The organism is Brevundimonas sp., from assembly GCF_029946145.1.
Lineage (GTDB): Bacteria > Pseudomonadota > Alphaproteobacteria > Caulobacterales > Caulobacteraceae > Brevundimonas.
The window spans coordinates 72,605-90,530 of the sequence record NZ_JAQSDY010000026.1 but is presented as its reverse complement, the minus strand read 5'-3'; the positions used below and the strand labels follow the sequence as shown (position 1 = coordinate 90,530).

Here is a 17,926-nt window from a genome sequence, read left to right as displayed (position 1 = left end):
CGCGAACCATCGAGGCGACCCATGGCCGACGAAACTCCTCCAGTCGACGAGATGCACTACGAGCAGCTGGCGCAGGACGCCCTGCGCGGCGTCATCCGCTCGGCGCTGGAACGGGCCGCCCTGCCCGCGGGCATTCCCGGCGCGCACCATTTCTACGTCACCTTCAAGACGCGGGCGCCCGGCGTCAGCGTGCCGCCCGACGTCATGGCCAAATATCCGGACGAGATGACGGTCGTGCTGCAGCATCAGTACTGGGACCTGAAGGTCGAGCCGACGAAATTCTCGGTCATGCTGAAGTTCGGCGGCATGCCCAAGGTTCTGGCCATGCCCTATACGGCCGTGACCCGTTTCTACGACCCGTCGGTGCAATTCCTGCTGCAGTTCGAGGCGCCCGCGACGGTGGAAGAGATCGCCGCGGAGGTCGCCGCGACCGAACCGGCCCGAACCGATCCCGTCGATACGGGCGACGACGGCCCGAAGGTCGTGTCCCTGGACCAGTTCCGGAAGAAGTAGGCCCTTCCCCTTCCCGCCGCGTCGGCTAACCTCGATCTGTTCGGAACCGGGGAAGCGGTCATGGGACGGGCGTTTGTCATCGTACTGGCGGCGTGGATCGCCCTCGCATCGCCTGCCTTGGGCCAGACCGCTCGTAGCCAGCCGAGCCGTTTCGAGGGCTGGACATCCGCCATCATCGCCGCCGACTGGCGCGACGGGCGGGGCCGACCGATCCAGGCCTTCGACAATGCGCGCCGCGATCTGGTGAAGGGCTTCCTCGACGCCGGCTTTCCGCGCGCCACCATGGTGGACTACAGTCTGAGGCCCGACGCTCCCGATCCCGCGACGGCCGAGACTGTGTTGACCGGCCTGTACGAGGCGGCGGGGCGGGGGAGCGCCGGCTGCCTGCTGTATTTCACTTCGCACGGCGTCCCGACAGCCATGGTGTTCGGCGACGCCGCGCCCATGACGCCCGACATGATGGTCAACATCGTCCGCCGGGCCTGCGGGGCGCGACCGACCGTGGTGATCGTTTCGGCCTGCTATTCGGGCATCTTCGTCAACGCCCTGTCGGCGCCGAACCGGATGGTGCTGACCGCCGCCAGCCGCGAGCGCACCTCGTTCGGGTGCGGCGCGGACGAGACCTGGCCGTGGTTCGACGGCTGCGTTCTCGAAGCCCTGCCGACGGCGACGGACTTCCTCGCCCTCGCGGCTGGCGCACGATCCTGCGTAGCGCGCAAGGAACAGGAGCATGCGGTGGTCCTGCCCTCCGAACCCCAGCTGTTCGTCGGCCCCGACATGCAGTTGCGGCTGCCGACGCTGCGGTTCAACCGACCGACGGCCGCGGGAAGACCCGGATCGTGATCCGCTCGCGCTCGCCCTCGCGGCGTTCGACCAGCAGGCGGGCGACCTGGGCGTCGTCGTGGAACAGATAGCCCTTGATGGCGTCCAGCAGGGCCTTGGCCAGATTGTCCAGGTCCAGCCATGGCGGATCGCCAACGTGTTCCATCAGGATCTCGACCGTGTAGTCGCCATATGAGGGGCGTGACGACCACTCCTTGCGCATGAACTCATAGACCAGCGGCTTGTAGTATTTGGCCTGGGTGGTCAGGCCGTCGATGGTGATTTCGACGGCGTCGCCGACCTCGCGGGCGCGGACCTTTCCGATGCCGATCCAGCCTGCGGTCATTCAGCGGTCCTCGCCCCAGCGCCTTGTTCGCGCGCGGCTCCGTGCTACACCGCCGCGCACCCTCCCGCCACGTCCGAAGAGCCGCGCCGACCATGAAGAACCGCACCGAAACAGACACCTTCGGCCCCATCGAGGTCGCCTCGGACCGCTACTGGGGCGCCCAGGCGCAGCGGTCGTTGGGCAATTTCAAAATCGGCTGGGAGAAGCAGCCCCTGCCGATCGTGCGGGCACTCGGCATCGTCAAGCGGGCCGCGGCCGAGACCAACATGGCGCTGGGCAAGCTGGACCCGGTCCTCGGGAACACCATCGTCAAGGCGGCCGACGAGGTCATCGCCGGCAAGCTGAACGACCATTTCCCTCTGGTGGTCTGGCAGACCGGTTCGGGCACCCAGTCGAACATGAACGCCAACGAGGTGATCTCGAACCGCGCCATCGAGATGCTGGGTGGGGAGATGGGCTCCAAGAAGCCGGTCCACCCCAATGACCACGTCAATATGAGCCAGTCGTCTAACGACACCTTCCCCACGGCCATGCACGTGGCCTGCGCCGAACAGGTCGTCAACGACCTGCTGCCGGCGCTGAAGCATCTGCACGCGGCGCTGGACGCCAAGGCGAAGGCCTGGGCCCACATCATCAAGATCGGCCGGACGCATACCCAGGACGCCACACCGTTGACGCTGGGCCAGGAGTTCGGCGGTTATGCGCAACAGGTCGCCAACGGGATCGAGCGTATCGAACTGACCCTGCCGAAACTGATGGAGCTGGCCCAGGGCGGCACCGCCGTCGGCACCGGATTGAACGCCCCCGTCGGCTTCGCCGAACAGGTGGCCGAGCGGATCGCCGCCATCACCGGCCTGCCCTTCGTCACGGCGCCCAACAAGTTCGAGGCCCTGGCCGCGCATGACGCCATGGTCTTCAGCCACGGCGCGATCAACACCGTCGCCGCGTCGCTGTTCAAGATCGCGAACGACATCCGCTTCCTCGGCTCGGGCCCGCGTTCGGGCCTCGGCGAACTGGCCCTGCCGGAGAACGAGCCCGGTTCGTCGATCATGCCGGGCAAGGTCAATCCGACCCAGAGCGAGGCCCTGACGCAGGTTTGCGTCCAGGTGTTCGGCAACCACGCGGCCGTGACGTTCGCCGGCTCGCAGGGTCATTTCGAGCTGAACGTCTTCAACCCGGTGATGGCCTACAACTTCCTGCAGTCCGTCCGCCTGATGGCCGATGCGGCGATCAGCTTCACCGACAACTGCGTCGTCGGCATCGAGCCACGCGAGGACAACATCAAGCGCGGCCTCGATAATTCGCTGATGCTGGTCACCGCCCTGAACGGAAAACTGGGTTACGACGCCTGCGCGAAGATCGCCAAGACCGCGCACAGGAACGGCACCACCCTGCGCGAGGAGGCTGTCGGCGGCGGATACCTGACCGACGCCGAGTTCGACGAGGCGGTGCGGCCCGAGAAGATGATCTCGCCGGGGTGAAACGGCCACCGTCGAGTGGAAGCGCCGATTGAAAAGGGCCGCGCCGGGTGTCCGGCGCGGCCCTTCGTCATTCAGACCCGGAGATTATTCCGAGATCGTGACCGTCGTGCCTTCGATCTTGCAGACATCCACGCCGCGGACGTCGATGGCGTCGCCGTCTTCGAAATCGGCGCGGAGGTCGTACATGCAGCTTTCGACCCCATCATCGATCGAGACCTCGGCGGTCTCGCCAGCGCCCACGACCTGGTCGCCCAGGATGTCGTTGTCCCAGTCATTGCTGGCGGCCGGCGACATATAGAGGTGGGTCAGGGTGAAGCTGGTGGCGTTCTTGAGGCTGAACTTGACCTCGGCCACGCCGGCGGCTGGTTCCGCGGCGGGTTCGCCGGCGGCTGGCGCGGCGGCGGCAGGTGCAGCCGCAGTGGGCGCGGGCGCGGCGGCGTCATCGCCGGAACCGCAGGCGGCCAGCAGCGTAGCCGCGGCGGCGGCCAGAACCAGGTGTTTGATCATCTTGAAATCCCCCACAGCAAAGCTGCTGTCCGCCAGCCATAACCGGCCACGACTCTGCCGTCGAGGCTGGCGGCGAGATCAGGGCTTGTCGCGGATCGTGCGGCCAATCGGCGCGAGGGCCAGCTTGGCCAGCTCCAGATCCTTCAGCGCGAACGGGATGCCTATGATGGAAATGAACTCGGCCACGGCGATGATCAGGTGCGACAGGGCGATGTACCAGCCGGCGAAGACGAACCAGATCACGTTCAGCCCGACGCCGAGGCAGCCCGTGCCGAGGTCTTCGCGGCCGGAAAACTCGTCACGCCACACCACCTCGCGACCGAAGGGCCAGAAGGAATAGCTGGCGATGCGCCAGGCGGCGAAGGTCCACGGCAGGCCGACGACCGTCAGCGCCAGGATCGCGCCGCCCAGCAGCCACAGCAGGCCGGAAAGCCAGCCGCCGAAGACGAACCACAGGATGTTCAGGATCAGGCGAATCAAGGCGGTCGTCTCCCACGCGCCCCGACGGACGCCATCTCCCAGATAAGCGAAGACGCCGCCCATATCAGCGGGGCGTTTGTGAATTCGCGGTAAGCTCGGGAGGTCAGTGCTTCCCGGTCCAGCGGGCCCTCGCCTCGTCCCGGGTAACGTTCAGATGCACGTGCTCGCCGACGTGATCGACCCAGCTGACCGGAATCATGTGATGTTTGAAACCGTCGGCGAGATCCAGCCTGGCCAGTTCGATCTGGTCGCCGAGGACATGGTCGACCCGGCCGACATGCTCTCCGTCCGAGCCGACGACTTCGAGGTGTTCGCGGATTTGAGACGGGTCTACCATGTGAGTTCCTGACGGGTTTCGGTGTCGGGAATAATCGCCCGATCGACGGTCGGGTTGCATCCGTGGAGACCGGCATGGGCGAGGTCGTCAATCTGAACAAGGCGCGCAAGGACCGCGCGAAGGCCGAGGCCAGGGCCGCCTCCACCGCGAACCGCGCCAGCCATGGGCGTTCGAAGGCGGACCGCACGGCGGCCGACAAGGAACGCGACCGAATTCAGCGGCTGCTGGACGGATCGAAACTGGAGGACTGAGCCATGGCAGACCCTCGTCAGGACCCCCGCATACGGCATGGCCTGATACCTGTTCTGGTCGCCATGCGGGTCAAGGCCGAGCGCGAACGGCGGGCGGCGGAAACAGCGAAGAAGGCCGCGGCCCCGAAGAAGCCGAAGCGCGGCTGGTTCCGCTAGCTCGAGACCTTTGGCGCGCGGATCAGCAGCGCCTGGCCCGACAGGACCAGCAACAGCCCCGCCAGCGCCGTCCAGCCGAAGTGGGCGCCCTCGAACAGCACGGACACCAGCATGGCGATCGGCGGCGTCAGTGCCGAGATATAGCTGGCCATGGCGTAGCCGATGGTGCGGGCGATGGTGAAATAAAGACTGAAGGCGATCACCGAGCCGAAGATGGACAGATAGAACAGCGAACCTACGTAGGTGAAGGTCGGGTCGATGCTGAACTCGACCCCTGTCATCAGGCCATAGAGGGCCAGCAGGCCCGTCCCGTAGGCCATGGCCCATGCGGTCGAGGGAATGGCCGCCGAGCCGCGGGTCTGGCCCCGCCAGGCGAAGAAATTGCCGAACGCCGAGGCCGTGGTGGCGATCAGGGCGAGGCCGACGCCCAGCGCCGCCCGGCGGTCGAAGCCCGCGCTGAGCACCTCTCCGCCCGACAACACCGCCACGCCGAACAGACCGAGGATGGCTCCGCCCCATGAGGCGGCGGCCGCCTTCTGCCCGGCGGCGAGGCGGAACAGCACCAGGTTGAGGAAGGTCAGAGAGGCGAAGGTGACCGCCACGATGGCCGAGGCCACATGACCCTCGCTGGCGTAGGTGAAGCTATAGCTAATCGAGAAGGCGAAGACGCCCTGCCCCAGGGCGGCCAGATGCTGGGCGCGGGTGAGACGCAGATTCTGGCGCGCGATCAGGCAACCGAGAAACAGGATCGCCGAGGCCAGGCCGAAGCGCCAGACGATGGACGCCAGCGGCGGCACCGTCCCCAACTGCAGGGTGATGGCGTACCAGGTGGTGCCCCAGATCATGGCGCAGATGATCACGCCGGCGACGCCGAGAAGCGTGGCGCGGGACATGGGGACGCGAGCGACGGGCGTGGCTTCAGCCGGGGAGGACATTCTCCGCACATGAACCGCGCCTTGAAACCATACAAGCGGGGTTGTCGTCGGTCGGCATAAGGGAAGCTTATGGCGTCCGGATGTCGCCGGTCAGCCGCGCAGTTTCAGCCCCGCGCGGACGTCCGCGGGGACGGCCTGATAGACCGTGGCCGGTCGGATGCCCAGGCGGGTCCTGACCTGATCCAGCGGCTGTTCGAACAGGGCCTCGTAGTCGAGCCCGGGCAGCCAGCGCGCGGCCCTGCCGTTGCGCCAGGCCTGCCAGACGGCCCGGCGCGCGGGCACGGACCGGGCTTCGCGCTGGATTTCCCGCGCCGCGCCCCAGCCGATGAAGGCGAAGCCGAGGTTCCTGGTCTGGCCATAGGAGAAGGAAACCACGCAGGCCTCGCCCAGGGCGTCGGTCCCGTAGCCGGTCAGGACGTGCCAGATGTCGTGGATGTCGCGCAGGCGGCGGGAATACCAGACGATCGGATGAGGAGCGTCGATGAAGGGCACGACCTCGCGCTCGACCTCGGCCAGGCCGTCGGCCGTAAAGCCGCGCGCCTCGCGGAAGGCGCGGTAGTGCGCCCCGACGGAGCCGGACTCGAACCGCGCCAGCCAGACGGGATCATCGAGCTTGTGCGCCAGTTCCTCGCGCAGGAAGGCCTGGCGGCCGCCCTCCATGGTCGACAGCATCCTCTGATAGCCGCGCGAGACCGACCGGCCGCTGAGCGCCTGCATGATGCGGAACACCTGGACGGTGTCCTCCTTGTCGCGGATCAGGCGCCGGAAGGCGCGAAGGGCCGTCAGCGGACGCAGCCCCTGCGGACGGATCTTGCGGAAGTCGTCGGCGTCGGCGGTCAGGGTCATGGCGGGATCCGGGTGCGGCGGGCAGTGTAGCGAAGTGCGCGTCTGGTTGGAACGTCGGCGCGCACCTTAGGTTAACGATGATAACATTGTTTGAAAGCCGCGCCTTCATGAATGCTCCTGCTTCAACGGCGCCCGTCGCCCGGCTCCAGTCCCTCGCCGTGGCCTGGCCGCCCCATGAACTGCGCCAGGAAGACGTCGCCGCCAACGGAGCCGAAATGTTCGCAACAACCCACGGCGGGTTCGAACGGCTGGCCCCCATCTATCGCAACGCCCTGATCGAGACGCGGCACTCCTGCGTCCCGATCGAATGGTATCTGAAGCCGCACAGCTTTTCCGAACGCAACGACCTGTTCCTCGTGAATGCGGTCAAGGTGCTGGCCGAGGCCGCCGGCAAGGCGCTGGATCAGGCCGGGCTCGAGGCCCGGGACATCGACGCCATCGTGGTGGTCTGCACCACGGGCATCGCGACGCCGGCGCTGGACGCCCGCCTGATGCAGGTCATGCCATTCCGTCCGGATGTGCGGCGGCTGCCGATCTTCGGCCTGGGCTGCGCGGGCGGGGTCGTCGGACTGGCGCGCGCGGCCGATCTGGCGCGGGCGCGGCCGGATGAGCGGGTCCTGCTGCTGGTCGTCGAACTGTGCGCCCTGACGTTCCGGGCGCAGGACCGGTCCAAGAGCAATCTGGTCGCCACCGCCCTGTTCGGCGACGGCGGCGCGGCGGCCGTGATCAGCTGCCGCGAGGACGCCGCCGGTCCCGCCCTGGGCGCCAGCCGCGAACACACCTGGCCTGACAGTCTGGACGTCATGGGCTGGGACGTGGCCGACGACGGGCTCAAGGTCGTGTTCAGCCGCGACATCCCGACCCTGGTCCAGAACGATTTCCGGCCCGTGGCGATGGACTTCCTGGCCGGCCAGGGCCTGACGCCCGCGGACATCGGCGGCTTCGTCTGCCATCCGGGCGGCGCCAAGGTCATCGATGCGCTCGAAGCCTGTTTCGACCTTTCCAACGGCGCGCTGACCCACACCCGCGCCGTCCTGCGCGAGCACGGCAACATGAGCGCCGCCACGGTTCTGTTCGTGCTCAAGGCCATGCTGGACGACGGCGTGAAAGGCCCCCTGCTGCTGACCACCCTGGGGCCCGGCTTCACCGCGGGCTTGATGCTGGTGTCCACATGATGTGGCTGTGGCTGGTGCTCGGCCTCGTCGCGGCGCAGCGGCTGTGGGAGCTTTGGCTGGCGGACCGCAACACGAAGCGTCTGCTGGCCGAGGGCGCGGTCGAGGTCGGAGCCGCCCACTACCCCCTCTTCGTCATCCTGCACGCCAGCTGGCTGGCCGCGATCGCCATCGTAACGCCGTGGACGACGATCCCGAACCTGTGGTGGCTGGCGTTCTATTTCGCGCTTCAGTTTGGCCGACTGTGGGTCATTTCCACGCTGGGGCGGTTCTGGACCACGCGGATCATCACCCTGCCCGGCGCGCCGCTGGAAGCGCGCGGCCCCTACCGTATCATCCGCCACCCCAACTACGTCGTCGCCTCGCTGGAAATCCTCGTTCTGCCGCTCGCCTTCGGCCAGGTCTGGATCGCGCTGGTCTGGAGCGTGGCCAACGCGCTACTTGTCGCGTGGCGTATCCGCATCGAGGATCGCGCCCTGCAGGACCGCCGCAGCTGATGCTGAAAAAACGCTCCGTCTCCCTGTCCGGCCACGCGACCTCGGTGGCGCTGGAACCGGCGTTCTGGGCTGTGCTGGACGAGGTCGCGGCGGCGGCTGGCCTGTCGCAGGCCGGGCTGATGAAGCGGATCGACGAACGGCGGGGACGCACCCCCCTCGCCTCGGCCTGCCGCCTGCTGGCGCTCGACTGGGCGGGCGGCGACCGATCTTTCGCCGAACCGGAGTCCGCCGATTGACAGCGGCCGAGGTTGGCGCATCCTCAGGCTTGGAGGCGTCGTCATGGCCAATGAAAAACTGATCCCCGCCGCGATCGTCGGCGGCCTGCTCGCGCTGGGCATGCTGGGCGGCGGCGCCCTGATCGGACAGGGGATCGTCAACGCCCGGGTCGGCGACCGGTCGGTCAGCGTCCGGGGGCTGGCCGAGCGGAATGTGAAGGCCGATCTGGCCATTCTGCCGGTGCGGTTCACCGCCTCCGGCGACGTCCTGTCCGAGGTTCAGGCGCGGGTGGACGGCGACCTGTCCATCGTGCGGACCTTCCTGACCGCCCAGGGTTATCCGGCCAACGCCGTGTCGCTCGGACGCCTGGAGGTATCCGATACGCGGTCCCGCGAATACGCCAACCAGACCGGCGGCCCCCGCTTCATCCTGGCCCAGACCGTCATCGTCCGGACGACGGATGTCGACCGGGTGCAGGCCACGACCCGCGCCCTCAACGACCTGGTGCGTCAGGGCGTGGTGTTGCAGGACTTCAACGGCCCTACCTACGTCTTCACCAGGCTGAACAGCGTCCGCCCGGCGATGATCGCCGAGGCCACCGCCGCCGCCCGCACCGGCGCCGAGCGGTTCGCCCAGGATTCGGGCGCGCCGCTCGGTCCGATCCGTCAGGCCACGCAGGGCTCATTTGAAATCCTGGCGCGCGACGAGATCGGCGATGAAAGCCAGTCCCCGGACAAGAAGATCCGGGTCGTGACCACCATCAGCTATCGCCTGCGCTGACGATCAGTTTTCCGCCACGGGCTCCGGGCCCGGAACGCTCGGGGGCTCGACAGACGGAACGTCCGGCAGGTCCGGCATCTTCGGGGCGTCAGGCATTGTGGGACGTGGAAGATCGACGTCGATGTCGACATTGGTGTCCTTGCCTGGGCTCATCCCGCCTTGCGAGAAGACAACAAAGGCGATGATGAGCACCACCACGACCAGGCCGCCCACCAGCAGACCGATCCAGCTGCCGCCGCCCCCGCCGCTGCGTGCGGGCGGGTTGTTGATGGTGGTGTGATGAACCTCGGTCCGCGGGGTCGGATCGACGGGCGGGGGAATGTTCGGATCTGTCATCGGTCAGTTCGTGCCGGGAACGGCCGGGGCCGAGACCTCGGGCAGATTGACGTCGACGTTCACGTCCTTGGTCTCGGGCGCGCCGCCGCGGGCGAAGACGAAATAGGCCACGATGGCCAGGACGACGACGATGCCGCCCACGATGAAGGCGAGGCCGGTGTTGCCGCCGCCGCTGGTATTGTTGGTGTTCTCGACCATGGATGGGTCCCTTCCCGGATTGCTGATGCAGCCGAAACGACGGCCACGCTTCACGGTTCCGCGAGGTCCTGCGCACACCGCCGCTGACATATGGCTTCGTGCACCTTATGTTCCGCCGATGAGTCTGCCTGACGCCCCTGCCCCGCGTATCTCTGACCTTGCCCGTTCGCGCGGCCCCAACGGCGCCGAGCCGGCGGCGGCCGACTATCTGGCGGGCCTGAACCCCGAACAGCGCGAGGCGGTGGAAACCGTCGATGGACCGGTGCTGGTTCTGGCCGGCGCGGGCACGGGAAAGACGCGGGTCCTGACCACGCGGCTGGCGCACATCCTGGCCACAGGGCGAGCGCGACCGTGGGAACTGCTGGCCGTCACCTTCACCAACAAGGCCGCGCGCGAGATGCGCGAGCGGATCACCCATCTGATCGGCCCGTCGGCCGAGGGCCTGCGCTGGCTGGGCACCTTCCACAGCGTCGCCGCACAGATCCTGCGCCGGCATGCCGAACTGGTGGGGCTGAAGTCGACCTTCACCATCCTCGACACCGACGATCAGGAGAGGGTCTGCAAACAGCTGCTCGAGGCCGCCAACCTGGACACCAAACGGTGGACACCGCGGTCGTTGAGCGGCCTGATCGATCACTGGAAGAACCGTGGCTGGACGCCTGACAAGCTGCCGCCATCCGAGGATTTCGCCAACGGCAAGGGCCACGCCCTGTACGCCGCCTATCAGGCGCGGCTGGTCAGTCTGAACGCCTGCGACTTCGGCGACCTTCTGCTGCACAACCTGACCATATTGTCGAAGCACGCGGATATCGCGGAGGAATATCGGCGGCGGTTCCGCTACATCCTGGTCGACGAATACCAGGACACCAATGTCGCCCAGTATCTGTGGCTGCGGCTGCTGACGTCGTCGACGGGGAACGTCTGCTGCGTCGGAGACGACGACCAGTCGATCTATGGCTGGCGGGGCGCCGAGGTGGACAACATCCTGCGCTTCGAGCGCGACTTTCCCGGAGCCAAGGTCGTAAGACTGGAGCGCAACTATCGCTCAACGCAGCACATTCTTGGCGCCGCATCCGGCCTGATCGCCGCCAACCGCGACCGGCTCGGCAAGACCCTGTGGACCGAGGATCTCAGCGGCGACAAGGTCCGGGTGCGCGGCGTCTGGGACGGCGAGGCCGAGGCCCGGCTGATCGCCGACGAGATCGAGACGGCGCGCCGCGAGGGCGTGGCCTACAGCGACATGGCCGTGCTGGTCCGGGCCTCGTTCCAGATGCGGGCCTTCGAGGAACGGTTCGTGCTGCTGGCCGTGCCCTACAAGGTCATCGGCGGGCCGCGCTTCTTCGAACGGGCCGAGATCCGCGACGCCCACGCCTATCTGCGGCTGATCCTGTCCGAGGACGACGACCTGGCCTTCGAGCGGATCGTCAATGTGCCCAAGCGCGGCATCGGCGACACCTCGGTGCAGAAGGTGCTGCAGATCGCGCGGCTGTCGGGCGTGTCCGCGATGAGCGCGGTGCGCGACCTGATCGTCTCCGACGAGCTCCAGGCGCGGACGCGGACCGCCCTGTCCAACTTCGTCCGCGACATCGACCGCTGGCGAACGCTGGCCCAGACCACCACCCATTGGGAGCTGACCGAGGCCGTTCTGGAGGAGAGCGGCTACACCGACATGCAGAAGGCCGACCGGGCCACCGGCCAGACACGGCTGGATAACCTCAAGGAGCTGACGCAATCCATGCAGTCGTTCGAGACCCTGCCCGCCTATCTGGAGCACGTCTCGCTGGTCATGGACCTGGACCGCGGCGGTTCGGACGACGCGGTGCAGATCATGACCCTGCACGGCGCCAAGGGGCTGGAGTTCCCGCTGGTCTTCCTGCCGGGCTGGGAGGAAGGCGTCTTCCCCAGCCAGCGCAGCATCGACGAAAAGGGCGAAAAGGGCCTCGAGGAGGAACGCCGCCTCGCCTATGTCGGCGTGACCCGGGCCAAGTCCGACGCGCGGATTTCGTTCGCGGCCAACCGGCTGGTCTACGGCCGCTGGACCTCGCAGCTACCCAGCCGCTTCGTCGACGAACTGCCCATGGCCCACGTCGAGGCCGAGAGCGACACCGGCTACTATGGCGTCACCCCGGGCATGAAGGACGCCAAGAGCCGCTGGGACGACATGCCGACCTTCGGCAGCGGCTATTCCTCGCCTGGCTGGAAGCGGGCCCAGTCGTTCACTGCGGCGAAGATCCCGGCGGCGCGGACGGCGCGGCATACGCTGATCGAGGGCGACGGACGGCTGGTGGCCACGGCCGATCCGAAAGCCGGCGGCGACTGGTCGAAGGGCGAACGCGTGTTTCACCAGAAGTTCGGCTACGGCCTGATCACCGGCATCGAGGGCAACAAGCTGCTGGTGGAGTTCGAAAGGGCCGGGGAGAAGAAGGTGATCGACAGCTTCGTGGAGAAGGCCTGAAAAGAAAGCTCGCCGGAGCACAATCCCAGATAGCAGCCGCTGGTCCGCTCCTCGATGCCATGTCACATTGACCGCCATGGCGACCTTCACCCTCAAGCTGGACGACGACACCCTTCGGAAGCTGACCGAGGCGGCGCGGAGGGCGGGCGTCACGCCCGAGCGTATGGCCGAGTCGATGCTTGAGACCTGGATACTCGCCGACGATGACCTCCCCGCCTCTCCCGGAGTCGGTGAGCCGGCCCGCGCTTGGACGAGCGCGACGGACGAGGGCGACGATCCCCGCGAAGAAATCGCCGCCAACCACGACCTGAACGAAGTCGGACGGCCGTGGAGCGAGGTCAGGCCTGAGTTTGTGGCGCTGATCGACAAGACATTCGGCAAGGCTGAATGAAGGTCATTCTGTCGCCGCAGGCCGAGCTCGATTTCGAGGCCCAGGTGCGATGGTTGAAGGAACACTCTCCCACTGCGGGCCGATCCGCCGCCCTCCGGATCGTGGAGGTCATTGACCTGTTGTCGGATTTCCCTGACATGGGAACGGTCGTCAGTTCCGGAGCGCGGGAGAAGACGGTTCAGTTCGGCCGTGACGGCTTCGTGATCCGGTATCGGCGATCAGGCCGTACCCTGATCGTCCAACGCACCTTTCACGGCCGCCAGGACCGGGGCTGAGCATCACCCCAACCCTTCGTTAAGCCTGACGCCCGACTCTGCACGCGTGCGCGAATCCCGTCCAGATACGGTCCTGACCGAGCCCGCCCCCAGCCTGTGGGAACGGGTGATCTGCATCGGCGTCATCGCAATGCTGACCGGCGCCCTGATCGGGCCCGTGTTCGCGCCGCTGCAGGAAGAGACGCCGGTGCTGCGGCTGGTCTGGCTGCCGGCCTATGCGGCCATCTTCGGCATGGCGGCGTACCGGATCGACCGGCTGTGGCGGGCCTGGCCGGCGGTGTTGGCCATGGTCGCCGTGGTCGGCCTGGCCTTCGCCTCGAAATACTGGTCGATCGACTACGGGACGACCAGCCGGCGGGTCATCGCCCTGGCCATCAGCTGCGTCTTCGCCCTGTATCTGGGCGCGGTGTTCCGCGGGCCGCATCTGCCGCGCCTGCTGATGCACGCCGCCCTGTTGATGGCCGTCGGCAGTTTGGTGATGGTGTTCGCCTTCCCCTCCATCGGCGTGCACCAGTACGACAACGCCGGCCTGTGGCGGGGCCTGTGGTACGAGAAGAACCAGATGGGGGCCGTCATGGTGATCGGGGCCACGGCCGCGGCCGCCTGCCTGGCCTCGCCCGATCCGCGCCGCCTGCTGCCCGCCATCGCCCTGGCCCTGGCGTCCCTGCTCGTGCTGGCCACCCAGTCGAAGACCTCCCTGCTGTGCCTGGTCGTCGGCCTGGCGGTCGTCGGCGGCTTCTGGTCGATGAAGCGCGGCGGCGCGGCCTTCACGGTCGTGGCCGTGTGGGCGGCCGTGGTGCTGGCGGCGGTAGGCATTTGGACGTGGGAGACCCACTCCGGCGCGGTGCTGGAGGCGCTGGGCAAGGACCCGTCGCTGACCGGCCGCACCGAGATCTGGCACAGCCTGATGCGCAAGGTCGCCGACCGGCCCTGGACCGGATACGGCTACGGCGCCTTCTGGGGCCGCGTTGGAGAATCCGTCCCCGCCGACTGGGTGCGCAAGGAGACCGGCTGGACCGTGCCCAGCGCCCACAATGGCTGGATCGACCTGCTGGTGCAGCTGGGCTGGCCGGGCGCGATTCTGGTCGGGGTCCTGATGGCCACGACGGCCGTGATCGCGGTCCTGCGCTCGATGGGCGCGGGCTCCCGCGAGGGCTGGTGGGCGCTGGGCTTTCTGGCCGCCTTCTTCGTGTTGAGCCTGTCAGAGAGCATTCTGGTGCAGCATCAGAGCCTGCCCTGGGTGCTGTTCCTCGCTGTCCTGACCCGCGCCGTCCTGCCGTCGCCCGCCACGGCCGCCGTTCCGCTTGTGGAGAAGCGCGGCGGGGCCTACCAGACCGGCTCCCGAATCGCCGCACAGTATCCGCATGGGCCAGTCCGCCGACCTCCTTTCGCTGTTCGATGACGAGCCGACGCAACCGCGTCCCGCCGATCCCGTCTCCACGCCTGAACCTGCCCCCGAGCCGGCCCTGACGCCGCAGGCCGCCGCGCCGAAGCCGGAACCTGAGCCGGTGCGAGCCCCCTCGCCCGCCGCGCCGTCCGCGCCGCCCCTTCCCGGCAGCTATTCCGCCTCCTCGATCGAGGTGCTGGAGGGGCTGGAGCCGGTCCGCAAACGCCCCGGCATGTACATCGGCGGCACCGACGAGCGGGCGCTGCACCACCTGTTCGCCGAAGTCCTCGACAATGCCATGGACGAGGCCGTGGCCCGCCACGCCAAACTGATCACCGTCGATCTGGACGCCGAGGGCTGGCTGGCGGTTCGCGACGACGGACGCGGCATCCCCGTCGATCCGCACCCCAAGCATCCCGGCAAGTCGGCGCTCGAAGTCGTCATGACCGTCCTGCACTCGGGCGGCAAGTTTTCCGGCAAGGCCTATGAAACTTCAGGAGGTTTGCACGGTGTCGGCGTCAGCGTCGTCAATGCGCTGAGCGAGCAACTGGACGTCACCGTCTGGCGCGACGGCCATGAGTGGAAACAGTCGTTCAGCCGCGGGCTGCCGCTGGGCTCCATCGTTCAGGGCCAGCCGTCGAAGAAGAAGGGCACCCTGATCCGGTTCAAGCCGGACGAGGAGATCTTCGGCGTCGGCGCGGCGTTCAAGCCCGCCCGCCTGTTTCGCATGGCCCGGTCCAAGGCCTATCTGTTCCGCGGCGTCGAGATCCGCTGGACCTGCGCCGCCGAACGCATCACCGACCACACGCCGACCGAGGCCGTGTTCCACTTCCCCAACGGCCTCGCCGACGCCTTGGCTGAGCGGATCGGCGACCTGGAGACAGTGACCCCCGCCTTCTCGGGCCGGGTCGAGCGCAAGGGCGAGGCCGGCGCCGTCGAATGGGCCGTGACCTGGTCGCCGATCGGCTTCGGCGAGGCCGACGGCTTCGTCTCCTCCTACTGCAACACCGTCTCGACGCCCGACGGCGGCACGCACGAAGCCGGCTTCCGCGCCGCCTTGGTCAAGGGTCTCAAGGCCTATGGCGAACTCACCAATGAGAAGCGCGCCGGTCTGATCACGGCCGAAGACGTCATCGCCAACGCCGGGGCCATGATCTCGGTCTTCATCCGCAACCCCGAGTTCCAGGGCCAGACTAAGGACCGCCTCTCCTCGCCCGACGCCCAGCGTCTGGTCGAGCAGCTGATGCGCGATCCGCTGGACCACTGGCTGACCGAAAGTCCCAAACAGGCCAACACCTTGCTTGGGTTTGTTATCGATCGTGCTGAAGATCGTCTGCGCCGCCGCAAGGACAAGGAGGTCCAGCGGGCCCAGGCCACGCGCAAGCTCCGCCTGCCCGGCAAGCTGTCGGACTGCTCGCGCCAGTCGGCCAATGGCACCGAACTGTTCATCGTCGAGGGCGACTCGGCCGGCGGCTCGGCCAAACAGGCGCGCGACCGCACCACCCAGGCCATCCTGCCGCTGCGCGGCAAGATCCTGAACGTCGCCTCGGCCACGGCCGACAAGCTCCGCGCCAACATCGAATTGTCCGATCTGGCCTTGGCGCTGGGGGTCCAGCCCGGCAGCCGGTTCAACATCGAGGATCTGCGCTATGAGCGGATCGTCATCATGACCGACGCCGACGTCGACGGCGCCCACATCGCCGCTCTGCTGATCACCTTCTTCTACCGCTCCATGCCCGAGACGATCCGTCAGGGTCGGCTGTTCATGGCCCTGCCCCCGCTCTACCGGATCAGCGCCGGGCCGCTGTCGGAATACGCTCGCGACGACGCCCACCGCGACGAACTGATCGCCACGGTGTTCAAGGGCAAGAAGGTCGAGATCGGCCGCTTCAAGGGCCTGGGCGAGATGATGGCCTCCCAGCTCAAGGAGACCACGATGGACCCGAAGAAGCGCACCCTGGCGCGGGTCACGGTGCCGGCCTCGGAAGACGAGATCGAGGATCTGGTCGAACGGCTGATGGGCAAGAAGGCCGAGGCCCGGTTCCAGTTCATCCAGGACAACGCCCAGTTCGCGGTTGCTGATCTGGACGTGTGATCAGGCAGCCGGAGCCGTGACTGGCTGCGGCGCGGGCGAAACCAGACCCGTCAGCTTCAGCCGCAGTTGCCGCTGAAGGAAGAACAGCGAGACCAGGCACTGCAGCAGGCCGCAACTCGCCGACAACCACCAGAAATGCTCCAGCCGGGTCCACGGCTGGAGCGACAGCCAGAAGGCGCCGCTCGCGAAGGCCGTCAGGCGCAGCACGCTGCCGACCAGCGCCGGCCGGGTGTCGCCAAGCGCCTGGAAAGTCCCGGAAGCGATGAAGATCAGGCCCGTGGCGATGAAGTTCAGCGACACGATGCGCAGATAGGTCGCGGCGACCTCGGCCACCGCCGGATCGGGCGTGAAGGGCGCGACCAGCCAGCGGGCCTCCCACTGGCAGACGATGGTCAGGACCAGCATCAGGACGCAGCTGATAATCGCCGCGTCCCGCACGGTGCGTCGGACGCGATCGGGCAGGCCCGCGCCGAAATTCTGGCCGGCGACCGGGGCCACTGCGAAGGACACGGCCATGGCTGGCAGAAAGACCGACTGCATGACTCGCGAGCCGACGCCAAACCCGGCCTGGGCCTCGGCGCCGAAATTGCGGATCACCGCATAAACGATGCCCATGGTGAGGAACATCAACAGGAACTCCGCCGCCGACGGCAGGCCGATGCCGACGATGCGCGACAGCACGACGCGGTCGGGCCGGGCGAGGCGCAGCGGCCCGGTCATCAGCGTCTGTACGCGTCCGAACACCCACACCGAACCGACGAAGCCCACCAGCGCCGCCAGCGAGCTGGCCAGACCCGCGCCGAACGTCCCCAGCGGCAGGCCCGATCCCCAGCCCGCGATCAACACTGGCGCCAGGATGGCGTTGAGCAGGACGGTCGCCGACTGGATCAGCATGGTAGGCCGCACCACGCCCGCGGCCCGCAGCGCCGACCCGATGGCTCCGGTGGGAAACATCAGCGCCAGCGCGGGCAGGAAGCCGTGCAGATAGGCCGTACCCTGCCGCGCCGTCTCGGGATCGGCTGCGACCGCGCCGATGGCCATGCTGCCGAAGCCATAGCCGCCGATCAGGGTCAGGGTCGACAACCCCAGTGATATCAGCATGGACTGGCGATACACGCCGTCGACCTGGGTGAAGTCCTTCGCCCCGATGCCGCGGGCGATCAGCGACAGGGAGCCGACCGCCACCATCTGGGCCGCCGCCATCACCAGAAAGAAGACCACTCCCGCCAGACCGACACCCGCTATGGCGTCCGGCCCCACCCCGGCGACGAAATAGAGGTCGATCAGGAAATAGAGCGTCTGGAACAGCAGGCCGAGCCCGATGAATGCCGCCATGCCGATGAGGCGCCGGCTGATCGATCCCTGGGTCAGATCATGTTGCATCGTCGGTCTCGCGGCATGACGCGGGACCGCGTCGTTCCGAGGGATTTACCCGGGCAATATACGGGCG

23 protein-coding genes are annotated in these 17,926 nt (G+C 67.6%); 14 read left to right on the top strand and 9 right to left on the bottom strand.

Going from position 1 to position 17,926, the window contains the following annotated elements; all coding sequences use genetic code 11:
- The first annotated feature begins 21 nt into the window (after positions 1 to 21).
- Together PSV23_RS11760 and PSV23_RS11755 are read left to right on the top strand one after the other, a co-directional pair.
- The gene (locus PSV23_RS11760; RefSeq protein ID WP_300469163.1) at positions 22 to 513 is read left to right on the top strand and encodes an SspB family protein; all 492 of its coding nucleotides are present in this window, start codon (positions 22 to 24) and stop codon (positions 511 to 513) included.
- 60 nt (positions 514 to 573) lie between these two features.
- Positions 574 to 1,356, top strand: coding sequence for a C13 family peptidase (locus PSV23_RS11755; protein ID WP_300469162.1), 783 nt, complete (start codon positions 574 to 576; stop codon positions 1,354 to 1,356).
- Here PSV23_RS11755 and PSV23_RS11750 read toward each other — a convergent pair.
- Positions 1,319 to 1,681 (bottom strand): RusA family crossover junction endodeoxyribonuclease, encoded by a 363-nt coding sequence (locus tag PSV23_RS11750; protein ID WP_300469160.1) that lies wholly within the window; start codon positions 1,679 to 1,681, stop codon positions 1,319 to 1,321. The two genes, PSV23_RS11755 and PSV23_RS11750, sit on opposite strands and share 38 nt — an antisense overlap.
- A gap of 92 nt (positions 1,682 to 1,773) precedes the next feature.
- Between PSV23_RS11750 and fumC the strand changes: the two genes are divergently transcribed.
- Positions 1,774 to 3,162, top strand: coding sequence for a class II fumarate hydratase (gene fumC / locus PSV23_RS11745; RefSeq protein ID WP_300469158.1), 1,389 nt, complete (start codon positions 1,774 to 1,776; stop codon positions 3,160 to 3,162).
- Between the two features lie 84 nt (positions 3,163 to 3,246).
- Here fumC and PSV23_RS11740 read toward each other — a convergent pair whose 3' ends face one another.
- The 3 genes from PSV23_RS11740 to PSV23_RS11730 form a co-directional block, all read right to left on the bottom strand.
- The gene (locus tag PSV23_RS11740; protein WP_300469155.1) at positions 3,247 to 3,669 is read right to left on the bottom strand and encodes a hypothetical protein; all 423 of its coding nucleotides are present in this window, start codon (positions 3,667 to 3,669) and stop codon (positions 3,247 to 3,249) included.
- Positions 3,670 to 3,747: 78 nt separating this feature from the next.
- The gene (locus PSV23_RS11735) at positions 3,748 to 4,149 is read right to left on the bottom strand and encodes a YccF domain-containing protein (RefSeq protein ID WP_300469154.1); all 402 of its coding nucleotides are present in this window, start codon (positions 4,147 to 4,149) and stop codon (positions 3,748 to 3,750) included.
- A gap of 103 nt (positions 4,150 to 4,252) precedes the next feature.
- On the bottom strand, positions 4,253 to 4,486 hold the full coding sequence (locus PSV23_RS11730; RefSeq protein WP_300469152.1) for a DUF2171 domain-containing protein: 234 nt from the start codon (positions 4,484 to 4,486) through the stop codon (positions 4,253 to 4,255).
- A gap of 74 nt (positions 4,487 to 4,560) precedes the next feature.
- Between PSV23_RS11730 and PSV23_RS11725 the strand changes: the two genes are divergently transcribed.
- Entirely contained in the window at positions 4,561 to 4,737 is a 177-nt protein-coding gene (locus tag PSV23_RS11725; RefSeq protein WP_300469150.1) for a DUF4169 family protein, read from the top strand.
- Positions 4,738 to 4,740: 3 nt separating this feature from the next.
- Entirely contained in the window at positions 4,741 to 4,893 is a 153-nt protein-coding gene (locus PSV23_RS11720) for a hypothetical protein (RefSeq protein WP_300469148.1), read from the top strand.
- Here PSV23_RS11720 and PSV23_RS11715 read toward each other — a convergent pair.
- Together PSV23_RS11715 and PSV23_RS11710 are read right to left on the bottom strand one after the other, a co-directional pair.
- A complete protein-coding gene (locus tag PSV23_RS11715) occupies positions 4,890 to 5,828 on the bottom strand; it encodes a DMT family transporter (RefSeq protein ID WP_300469146.1) in 939 nt (312 codons plus the stop codon). The two genes, PSV23_RS11720 and PSV23_RS11715, sit on opposite strands and share 4 nt — an antisense overlap.
- 90 nt (positions 5,829 to 5,918) lie before the next feature.
- Complete coding sequence (locus PSV23_RS11710; RefSeq protein ID WP_300469144.1) at positions 5,919 to 6,674, bottom strand: Coq4 family protein; 756 nt, start codon at positions 6,672 to 6,674, stop codon at positions 5,919 to 5,921.
- Between the two features lie 107 nt (positions 6,675 to 6,781).
- Between PSV23_RS11710 and PSV23_RS11705 the strand changes: the two genes are divergently transcribed.
- From PSV23_RS11705 to PSV23_RS11690, 4 genes are read left to right on the top strand one after another with little or no spacing between them, the layout of a single operon-like run.
- Positions 6,782 to 7,849: a type III polyketide synthase gene (locus PSV23_RS11705; RefSeq protein WP_300469141.1), complete on the top strand. Its 1,068-nt coding sequence runs from the start codon at positions 6,782 to 6,784 to the stop codon at positions 7,847 to 7,849.
- Positions 7,846 to 8,343 (top strand): isoprenylcysteine carboxyl methyltransferase family protein, encoded by a 498-nt coding sequence (locus PSV23_RS11700; RefSeq protein WP_300469139.1) that lies wholly within the window; start codon positions 7,846 to 7,848, stop codon positions 8,341 to 8,343. Before PSV23_RS11705 ends, PSV23_RS11700 begins: the two co-directional genes overlap by 4 nt.
- Positions 8,343 to 8,579 (top strand): ribbon-helix-helix domain-containing protein, encoded by a 237-nt coding sequence (locus PSV23_RS11695; RefSeq protein ID WP_300469137.1) that lies wholly within the window; start codon positions 8,343 to 8,345, stop codon positions 8,577 to 8,579. Before PSV23_RS11700 ends, PSV23_RS11695 begins: the two co-directional genes overlap by 1 nt.
- A gap of 43 nt (positions 8,580 to 8,622) precedes the next feature.
- A complete protein-coding gene (locus tag PSV23_RS11690) occupies positions 8,623 to 9,339 on the top strand; it encodes an SIMPL domain-containing protein (RefSeq protein ID WP_300469135.1) in 717 nt (238 codons plus the stop codon).
- A 3-nt stretch (positions 9,340 to 9,342) separates the two neighbouring features.
- On the opposite strand, the gene PSV23_RS11685 is transcribed toward PSV23_RS11690, so the two are convergent.
- Positions 9,343 to 9,675, bottom strand: coding sequence for a hypothetical protein (locus PSV23_RS11685; RefSeq protein WP_300469132.1), 333 nt, complete (start codon positions 9,673 to 9,675; stop codon positions 9,343 to 9,345).
- Between the two features lie 3 nt (positions 9,676 to 9,678).
- Positions 9,679 to 9,873 (bottom strand): hypothetical protein, encoded by a 195-nt coding sequence (locus PSV23_RS11680; RefSeq protein WP_300469130.1) that lies wholly within the window; start codon positions 9,871 to 9,873, stop codon positions 9,679 to 9,681.
- 118 nt (positions 9,874 to 9,991) lie between these two features.
- Here PSV23_RS11680 and PSV23_RS11675 point away from each other — a divergent pair, with 118 nt between their 5' ends.
- The 5 genes from PSV23_RS11675 to parE all read left to right on the top strand — a co-directional run bounded on the left by PSV23_RS11675 (position 9,992) and on the right by parE (position 16,476).
- Entirely contained in the window at positions 9,992 to 12,328 is a 2,337-nt protein-coding gene (locus PSV23_RS11675; RefSeq protein ID WP_300469128.1) for an ATP-dependent helicase, read from the top strand.
- A gap of 76 nt (positions 12,329 to 12,404) precedes the next feature.
- Positions 12,405 to 12,719, top strand: a complete 315-nt coding sequence (locus tag PSV23_RS11670; RefSeq protein ID WP_300469126.1) for a hypothetical protein — start codon at positions 12,405 to 12,407, stop codon at positions 12,717 to 12,719.
- Positions 12,716 to 12,994 (top strand): type II toxin-antitoxin system RelE/ParE family toxin, encoded by a 279-nt coding sequence (locus PSV23_RS11665; protein WP_300469124.1) that lies wholly within the window; start codon positions 12,716 to 12,718, stop codon positions 12,992 to 12,994. The genes PSV23_RS11670 and PSV23_RS11665 overlap by 4 nt, the downstream gene beginning before the upstream one ends.
- 46 nt (positions 12,995 to 13,040) lie before the next feature.
- On the top strand, positions 13,041 to 14,396 hold the full coding sequence (locus PSV23_RS11660; protein WP_300469122.1) for an O-antigen ligase: 1,356 nt from the start codon (positions 13,041 to 13,043) through the stop codon (positions 14,394 to 14,396).
- Positions 14,359 to 16,476, top strand: coding sequence for a DNA topoisomerase IV subunit B (parE, locus tag PSV23_RS11655; protein WP_300469120.1), 2,118 nt, complete (start codon positions 14,359 to 14,361; stop codon positions 16,474 to 16,476). The genes PSV23_RS11660 and parE overlap by 38 nt, the downstream gene beginning before the upstream one ends.
- Here parE and PSV23_RS11650 read toward each other — a convergent pair whose 3' ends face one another.
- Positions 16,477 to 17,859: an MATE family efflux transporter gene (locus PSV23_RS11650; RefSeq protein ID WP_300469118.1), complete on the bottom strand. Its 1,383-nt coding sequence runs from the start codon at positions 17,857 to 17,859 to the stop codon at positions 16,477 to 16,479.
- Positions 17,860 to 17,926: the final 67 nt, after the last annotated feature.

Bases quoted from the DNA above. Each gene is read 5' to 3' on its own strand.
- fumC (WP_300469158.1), top strand. From the start codon at position 1,774: ATGAAGAACCGCACCGAAACAGACACCTTCGGCCCCATCGAGGTCGCC.
- PSV23_RS11675 (WP_300469128.1), top strand. From the start codon at position 9,992: ATGAGTCTGCCTGACGCCCCTGCCCCGCGTATCTCTGACCTTGCCCGT.
- PSV23_RS11750 (WP_300469160.1), bottom strand. From the start codon at position 1,681: ATGACCGCAGGCTGGATCGGCATCGGAAAGGTCCGCGCCCGCGAGGTC.
- PSV23_RS11755 (WP_300469162.1), top strand. From the start codon at position 574: ATGGGACGGGCGTTTGTCATCGTACTGGCGGCGTGGATCGCCCTCGCA.
- PSV23_RS11710 (WP_300469144.1), bottom strand. From the start codon at position 6,674: ATGACCCTGACCGCCGACGCCGACGACTTCCGCAAGATCCGTCCGCAG.
- PSV23_RS11760 (WP_300469163.1), top strand. From the start codon at position 22: ATGGCCGACGAAACTCCTCCAGTCGACGAGATGCACTACGAGCAGCTG.
- PSV23_RS11725 (WP_300469150.1), top strand. From the start codon at position 4,561: ATGGGCGAGGTCGTCAATCTGAACAAGGCGCGCAAGGACCGCGCGAAG.
- PSV23_RS11720 (WP_300469148.1), top strand. From the start codon at position 4,741: ATGGCAGACCCTCGTCAGGACCCCCGCATACGGCATGGCCTGATACCT.
- PSV23_RS11695 (WP_300469137.1), top strand. From the start codon at position 8,343: ATGCTGAAAAAACGCTCCGTCTCCCTGTCCGGCCACGCGACCTCGGTG.
- PSV23_RS11715 (WP_300469146.1), bottom strand. From the start codon at position 5,828: ATGTCCTCCCCGGCTGAAGCCACGCCCGTCGCTCGCGTCCCCATGTCC.
- parE (WP_300469120.1), top strand. From the start codon at position 14,359: ATGGGCCAGTCCGCCGACCTCCTTTCGCTGTTCGATGACGAGCCGACG.
- PSV23_RS11670 (WP_300469126.1), top strand. From the start codon at position 12,405: ATGGCGACCTTCACCCTCAAGCTGGACGACGACACCCTTCGGAAGCTG.
- PSV23_RS11680 (WP_300469130.1), bottom strand. From the start codon at position 9,873: ATGGTCGAGAACACCAACAATACCAGCGGCGGCGGCAACACCGGCCTC.
- PSV23_RS11690 (WP_300469135.1), top strand. From the start codon at position 8,623: ATGGCCAATGAAAAACTGATCCCCGCCGCGATCGTCGGCGGCCTGCTC.
- PSV23_RS11650 (WP_300469118.1), bottom strand. From the start codon at position 17,859: ATGCAACATGATCTGACCCAGGGATCGATCAGCCGGCGCCTCATCGGC.
- PSV23_RS11665 (WP_300469124.1), top strand. From the start codon at position 12,716: ATGAAGGTCATTCTGTCGCCGCAGGCCGAGCTCGATTTCGAGGCCCAG.
- PSV23_RS11730 (WP_300469152.1), bottom strand. From the start codon at position 4,486: ATGGTAGACCCGTCTCAAATCCGCGAACACCTCGAAGTCGTCGGCTCG.
- PSV23_RS11705 (WP_300469141.1), top strand. From the start codon at position 6,782: ATGAATGCTCCTGCTTCAACGGCGCCCGTCGCCCGGCTCCAGTCCCTC.
- PSV23_RS11685 (WP_300469132.1), bottom strand. From the start codon at position 9,675: ATGACAGATCCGAACATTCCCCCGCCCGTCGATCCGACCCCGCGGACC.
- PSV23_RS11700 (WP_300469139.1), top strand. From the start codon at position 7,846: ATGATGTGGCTGTGGCTGGTGCTCGGCCTCGTCGCGGCGCAGCGGCTG.
- PSV23_RS11740 (WP_300469155.1), bottom strand. From the start codon at position 3,669: ATGATCAAACACCTGGTTCTGGCCGCCGCCGCGGCTACGCTGCTGGCC.